General features: G+C 67.8%; 3 protein-coding genes and 1 pseudogene. 2 read left to right on the top strand and 2 right to left on the bottom strand.

What is annotated here, in order from left to right:
- On the top strand, positions 1–420 hold a 420-nt coding region (locus tag C5O18_RS05520; protein WP_146089228.1), incomplete at its 5' end, for a WHG domain-containing protein.
- A 108-nt stretch (positions 421–528) separates the two neighbouring features.
- On the opposite strand, the gene nfuA is transcribed toward C5O18_RS05520, so the two are convergent.
- Positions 529–1167, bottom strand: coding sequence for a Fe-S biogenesis protein NfuA (gene nfuA, locus C5O18_RS05515; RefSeq protein WP_105192191.1), 639 nt, complete (start codon positions 1165–1167; stop codon positions 529–531).
- Between the two features lie 119 nt (positions 1168–1286).
- On the opposite strand from nfuA, the pseudogene metH reads away from it, so the two are divergent.
- Positions 1287–4948 (top strand): annotated as a pseudogene (metH, locus tag C5O18_RS05510) (methionine synthase).
- Between the two features lie 79 nt (positions 4949–5027).
- On the opposite strand, the gene sohB reads toward metH, so the two are convergent.
- Positions 5028–6053, bottom strand: a 1026-nt coding sequence (gene sohB / locus C5O18_RS05505; protein WP_420884472.1) for a protease SohB, incomplete at its 5' end; no start/stop codon positions are given.

Here is a 6053-nt window from a genome sequence, read left to right as displayed (position 1 = left end):
TACATGGACCGCGCCTACACGGCGCCGGTGTCGCCGGTCGAGCAGCTTCAGGCGGCGGCGGCGGAGTATCTGAAGTTCTACCTGGACTATCCGGACTATTTCCGGCTGCTGGCCTTTCCGCCCGAACAGGCGCGCAATGCCGCCAGCGTGGAAATGAACGCGCAGATCGCGCGCCGTGTGGATGAACAGAACGAGCGCATGGTCAACGCCCTCAGAACCGGCATGGACGCCGGCCTGATCCGGCCCGCCGACCCGCGCGAACTGGCGACCGCGCTGTGGGCGTCGTGGAACGGCATGATCAGCCTGGGCTGGCGCAACGACAGCCTGCGCCGCGACCCGGAGTCACTGCGCAAGCTCATCGAGCTGGCCACCGGCGTCATCAGCGCCGGCCTGTTGCTGCCCGAGACCAGGGCAAGGTAAGACCCCGCCCCGACACCTGCACCGGATGGCAGAAACACGAAGGCCCCGCTCCCGAAAACGCGCCGGACTGGCTGCGTTGTCAGGGACGGGGCCTCCTCGGGCCGCGGCTCACTTGAAGTAGGCGTTGTCCTTCTTGCTGTGGTCGGTCGAGTCGGTGACCCGCGCCAGCTCGGGAATATGCGCCTTCAGCGTGGTCTCCACGCCCTGCTTGAGGGTCATGTCCACCGCCGAGCAGCCCTGGCAGCCACCGCCGAACTTGAGCACGGCGATCCAGCCCTCCTCCGGGTCCTGGTAGCACTCGAGCAGGCTCACGCTGCCGTTGTGGGCGGCCAGGCCGGGATTGACCTCGCTGAACAGCACATGGTTGATGCGCTCTTCGATCGGACTGTCGGACGAGATGTTCGGCACCTTGGAGCGCGGCGCCTTGAAGGTCAGCTGCCCGCCCATGCGGTCCTTGTTGAAGTCGATGACGGCATCGACCAGGTAGGGCACGGAGCGCCCGTCGACAAAGGCGGGAAAGCCCTCGAAGTCGATGCGCACGTCGTCTTCCTGTTCCTCGCCGGCCGTGCAGTAGGCCATGCAGCATTCGGCGCGCGGCGTGCCCGGGTTCTCGACGAAGACACGCACGCCGATGCCGGTGCTGCTCTGCCTGGCCAGCAGCTCGCGCAGATAGGCCTGCGCACCCTCGGTGATGACCAGATTGGAGGTGACCGCTTCGCCCGCCAGGACTTCGGCTGCTTCACTCATGGACTGCTCTCTCGATCCGCTTGCTTGAAGGGGCGACAGTATACACCCGCCGCGGAGGTGGCGCCCGGGCGCCATCTGTTACACTTTGCGTCCGTTTTTCCGGATACGCACCGCAGCTCATGACCCGCGACGCCCGCCTACAGGCCCTGCAGCAGGCCCTCTCCCAACGCATCCTGATCATCGATGGCGCCATGGGCACCATGATCCAGCGCCACAAGCTGCAGGAGGATGACTACCGCGGCGAGCGCTTCGCCGACTGGCCGCGCGACGTCAAGGGCAACAACGACCTGCTGGTGCTGACCAGGCCTGACCTGATCCGCGGTATCCACGACGCCTACTGCGCCGCCGGTGCCGACATCCTGGAAACCAACTCCTTCAACGGCACCCGCGTGTCCATGGCCGACTACGGCATGGAGACCCTGGTGTCCGAGCTGAACCGGGAGGCCGCCGCCCTCGCCCGTGCCGTCGCCGACGAGTGGACCGCGCGCGAACCGCACAAGCCGCGCTTCGTGGCCGGCGTGCTCGGCCCCACCTCGCGCACCTGCTCGATCTCGCCGGACGTCAACAACCCGGCCTTCCGCAACATCAGCTTCGACGAGCTGGCGGACAACTACCGCGAGGCCACGCGCGCGCTCATCGCGGGTGGTGCCGACATCATCCTGATCGAGACCGTGTTCGACACGCTCAACGCCAAGGCCGCCATCTTCGCGGTGCAGGATGTTTACGACGAGCTCGGCTTCGAGCTGCCGATCATGATCTCCGGCACCATCACCGACGCCTCCGGCCGCACGCTCTCGGGCCAGACCGCCGAGGCCTTCTGGCATTCGGTGCGGCACGCGAAGCCGATCTCGATCGGCTTCAACTGCGCGCTCGGCGGCAAGGAACTTCGTCCCTACGTGGCCGAGCTGGCGGGCAAGGCCGAGACCTTCGTCAGCGCCCACCCCAACGCCGGCCTGCCCAATGCTTTCGGCGAGTACGACGAGACCCCGGAAGAAACCGCGGAGATCCTGCGCGAGTTCGCCGACAGCGGCTTCCTCAACGTGGTCGGTGGCTGCTGCGGCACCACGCCGGAGCACATCCGCGCCATCGCGCAGGCGGTGGCGGCGTTCCCGCCGCGTCAGGTGCCGGTGCTGACACCGGCCTGCCGCCTGTCCGGCCTGGAACCGTTCACCATCACCGAAGAAAGCCTGTTCGTGAACGTCGGCGAGCGCACCAACGTCACCGGCTCGAAGAAGTTCGCCCGCCTGATCCGCGAGGAGAACTACCAGGAAGCGCTGGACATCGCGCGCGGGCAGGTCGAGGCCGGCGCGCAGATCATCGACATCAACATGGACGAGGGCATGCTGGACTCGCAGCAGGCCATGGTCACCTTCCTCAACCTGGTGGCAACCGAGCCAGACATCTGCCGCGTGCCGATCATGATCGACTCCTCGAAGTGGGAGATCATCGAAGCCGGCCTGAAGTGCGTGCAGGGCAAGCCGGTGGTGAACTCCATTTCCATGAAGGAAGGCGTCGAGGAGTTCAAGGACAAGGCCCGCCTGTGCATGCGCTACGGCGCGGCGGTCATCGTCATGGCCTTCGACGAGCAGGGCCAGGCCGACACCGAGGCGCGCAAGAACGAGATCTGCAAGCGCTCCTACGACATCCTGGTGAACGAGGTCGGCTTCCCGCCCGAGGACATCATCTTCGACCCCAACGTGTTCGCGGTCGCCACCGGCATCGAGGAGCACAACAACTACGCCGTCGACTTCATCAACGCCTGCGCCTTCATCAAGCGCGAGCTGCCGTGGGCGAAGATCTCCGGCGGCATCTCCAACGTGTCGTTCTCGTTCCGCGGCAACGAGCCGGTGCGCGAGGCCATCCACTCGGTGTTCCTGTACCACGCCATCCGCAACGGCCTCACCATGGGCATCGTCAACGCCGGCCAGCTGGCGATCTACGACGACCTGCCGGCCGAGCTCAAGGAGCGCGTCGAGGATGTCATCCTCAACCGCCGCGCCGACGGCACCGAGCGCCTGCTGGAAGTCGCCGAGCAGTACCGCGGCGAAGGCGCGAAGGCGGTCACCGAGGACCTGAGCTGGCGCGAATGGCCGGTGGGCAAGCGCCTGGAGCACGCGCTGGTGAAGGGCATCACCACTTTCATCGTCGAGGACACGGAAGAGGCGAGACAGTCGGTCGCGCGCCCCATCCACGTCATCGAAGGCCCGCTCATGGACGGCATGAACGTGGTCGGCGACCTGTTCGGCGCCGGCAAGATGTTCCTGCCCCAGGTGGTGAAATCGGCACGCGTCATGAAGCAGGCGGTGGCGCACCTGATTCCGTTCATCGAGGCCGAGAAGAGCGCCGATGCCCAGTCCAAGGGCAAGATCCTCATGGCCACGGTCAAGGGCGACGTGCACGACATCGGCAAGAACATCGTCGGCGTGGTGCTCGGCTGCAACGGCTACGACATCGTCGACCTCGGCGTCATGGTGCCGTGCGAGAAGATCCTGCAGGTGGCGAAGGACGAGCGCTGCGACATCATCGGCCTGTCCGGCCTGATCACGCCGTCGCTGGACGAAATGGTCCATGTCGCCCGCGAAATGCAGCGCCAGGACTTCCGCATTCCCCTGCTGATCGGCGGCGCCACCACCTCGAAGGCGCACACGGCGGTGAAGATCGACCCGCAGTACAAGAACGATGGCGTGGTCTACGTCGCCGACGCCTCGCGCGCCGTCGGCGTGGTCACCACCCTGCTCAGCAAGGAGCTCAAGCCGGCCTTCCTGGCCGAGCGCCGCAGCGAATACGCCGAGGTGCGCGAGCGCATCAACAACCGCCAGCCGCGTGGCGAGCGCGTGCCCTACCCGCAGGCGGTGGCGCAGGGCCTGCACACCGACTGGGCCGCCGCCNAGCGGTGACGCTCGCCGAGCTGATCGACTATTTCGACTGGACGCCCTTCTTCATTTCCTGGGACCTGCACGGCAAGTACCCGAAGATCCTGCAGGATGAAGTCGTCGGCGAAGCCGCGCGCAGCCTCTACGCCGATGCCCGCGCCATGCTCGATCGCCTGGTCGCCGGCGACCTGCTGCGCGCGCGCGGCGTCATCGGCCTGTGGCCGGCGAATCGGGTCGGCGGCGATGACATCCGCCTCTGGCAGGACGAGGCCCGCACCCGGGCGCTGGGCGAGATCCACTGCCTGCGCCAGCAGAGCGGCAAGGTCAGCGGCAAGCCCAACTACTCGCTGGCCGACTTCGTGGCACCGCAGGACAGCGGCGTCAGCGACCATGTCGGCGCCTTCGCGGTGTCCGTGCACGGCGCCGACGAGCTGGCGGCGGAATACGAGGCCGCCGCCGACATGTACAACGGCATCATGGTGAAAGCACTGGCCGACCGCTTCGCCGAAGCCATGGCCGAGTGCCTGCACCAGCGCGTGCGCCGCAGGCACTGGGGCTACGCCCCCGATGAAACCCTGGACAACGCCGCGCTGATCGCCGAGAAGTACGTCGGCATCCGCCCCGCCCCCGGCTATCCGGCCTGCCCCGAACACAGCGAGAAAGCCGAGCTGTTCCGCTGGCTGGACGCCGGCAACCGCGCCGGCATGCAGCTCACCGAACACTTCGCCATGCTGCCCGCGGCCGCCGTGTCCGGCTGGTATTTCTCGCACCCGGAAGCGACCTATTTCAATGTCGGCAAGCTCGACCGCGACCAGGTCGAGGACTACGCGCGGCGCAAGGACTGGGACATGGCGACCGCGGAGCGCTGGCTGGCGCCCAACCTCGGCTACGACCCGGACAACGGCTGACGCCGGGCGATCACGCAGATGACCGCGGACTAAACCGGCACAGGATCATGCGCCTGTGCCGGCCCGTCCCGGCGTCAGCTCAGAAGCGCGGCTCGTGCAGGCTGCGCTGCCACCAGCGCAGCAGCAGGCGGTCGGCGGCACCTTCGAAAGCCAGCCCCAGCCGCTGGCCGATGCTCCGGCGGTTGCGCCAGTGCAGCGCGTACAGCTCGGCCTCGCGGGCGCGGGCACGCAGATAGTCATCGCTGGTGCGCAGGGCATCGACTAGGTTCAGCTCCACCGCACGCTGGCCGTACCAGTGCTCGCCGGTGCCGACACGCTCGATGTCCACCTGCGGCCGCCACTGCTGCACGAAACCCTTGAACAGGCCGTGGGTCTCGTCCAGGTCCTCCTGGAACTTGCGCCGGCCGGCCTCGGTGTTCTCGCCCAGCACGGTCAGCGTGCGCTTGTACTCGCCGGCGGTCATCAGCTCGACATCGACCTCGTGCTTCTTCAGCAGACGGTGGATGTTCGGCACCTGCGCCACCACGCCGATGGAGCCGAGCACCGCGAACGGCGCCGCCAGCAGCTCGTCGGCGATGCAGGCCATCAGGTAGCCGCCGCTGGCCGCGACCTTGTCGACGCAGACCGTCAGGCGCACGCCGGCCTCGCGGATGCGGGTGAGCTGCGATGCCGCCAGGCCATAGCCGTGCACCAGCCCGCCCGGGCTCTCCAGCAGCACCACGACCTCGTCGCGGCCGGGCTCGGCCACCGCCAGCAGCGCCGACACCTCGTGGCGCAGCTGCTGCACCGCGGAGGCCGCGAGGTCGCCCTGGAACTGCAGCACGAACACCCGTGCCTTGCCCGGCTCGCCCTCCGCCTGCCGTTTCGCGCGCTTGCGCTCCGCCTTGGCCTCGGCCTTGCGCGCCTTGCGCTCGGCCTTCCAGGCGGCATCGTCCCAGACCAGCGTGCGCAGGGCATCGGCCTCGGCCTGGTAGCGGTCGTTCAGCGCCTCGACATCGAGGTGCCCGGACTGCAGGCCGGGCAGCGTCTCGCGGCGTGCGCGGCCGAGCATGAGCGCCACCATCAGGAACAGGATGGCCACGGTCAGGCCCTTGGCCAGGAACAG

Origin of the sequence: Amnimonas aquatica, assembly GCF_002943415.1 — a bacterium.
In the GTDB taxonomy this organism is placed as follows: domain Bacteria; phylum Pseudomonadota; class Gammaproteobacteria; order Pseudomonadales; family Moraxellaceae; genus Perlucidibaca; species Perlucidibaca aquatica_A.
Note: the sequence above shows the minus strand (reverse complement) of the source record. Positions and strands in the feature narration are given on the sequence as shown.

What these genes read in the sequence shown, in the direction of transcription:
- nfuA (WP_105192191.1), bottom strand. Translation starts at nt 1,167, where the DNA reads ATGAGTGAAGCAGCCGAAGTCCTGGCGGGCGAAGCGGTCACCTCCAAT.